This window comes from Candidatus Kryptonium sp. (assembly GCA_025060635.1).
Classification (GTDB): domain Bacteria; phylum Bacteroidota; class Ignavibacteria; order Kryptoniales; family Kryptoniaceae; genus Kryptonium.
On sequence record JANXBN010000137.1, the window covers coordinates 1 to 549 of the forward strand.

Consider the following 549-nt stretch of genomic DNA (forward strand, 5'->3'; position numbering starts at 1 on the left):
GACGAACACAGCCTCGCGGCTGCGGGCGACCCGCTTGTCGAAGGCGATCTTGCTGTACTCAGAGAAGACCTGCCCGAAGCGATGCTTGAAGTCTTGGGAGACATGGCGCAGCTCGTAGGGCAGCGAGGGCACGCGCCACAGCCCATCGCGACGTCGCTCCAAACGAACGCCGAGGTAGCGGCAAGCGCGCTCGAAGAAGCGCTCGATGTATTCAGGCACGAGGCGATGCTCGCGTGCTTGGCGATCTTCGCCCAAGATGCGCTGCAGGTCAATGTGCCGCGTCGCCAAAGCTTCGAGAGCAGCTTGGCGCACTTTCTCCACCGCCTCGGCATCGGGGATGGCTTGGATCTGGCTTACGATCTCCTCCAGAGTGCGTCGGTTAGCAATCGCTTCCACGATGAGGTCTTTGAGCGAGCGTCCGGGCACTACTTCACCGATGACGTCGAAGACGCGATCGCTGCCCATGGCTTGGCGAATGCGATCGAGCTTCTCAAAGAGCGCCCGCAGCACCTTGCCCTCGCGCGTGTCGCCCGCGACTAAGTTGTAGAT

The 549-nt window shown here is 61.9% G+C and carries 1 protein-coding gene; it reads right to left on the reverse strand.

Annotated features, from left to right (window positions below):
- Positions 1 to 549: helicase (locus NZ923_10815; protein ID MCS7230497.1), on the reverse strand; the 549-nt coding region annotated here is incomplete at both ends.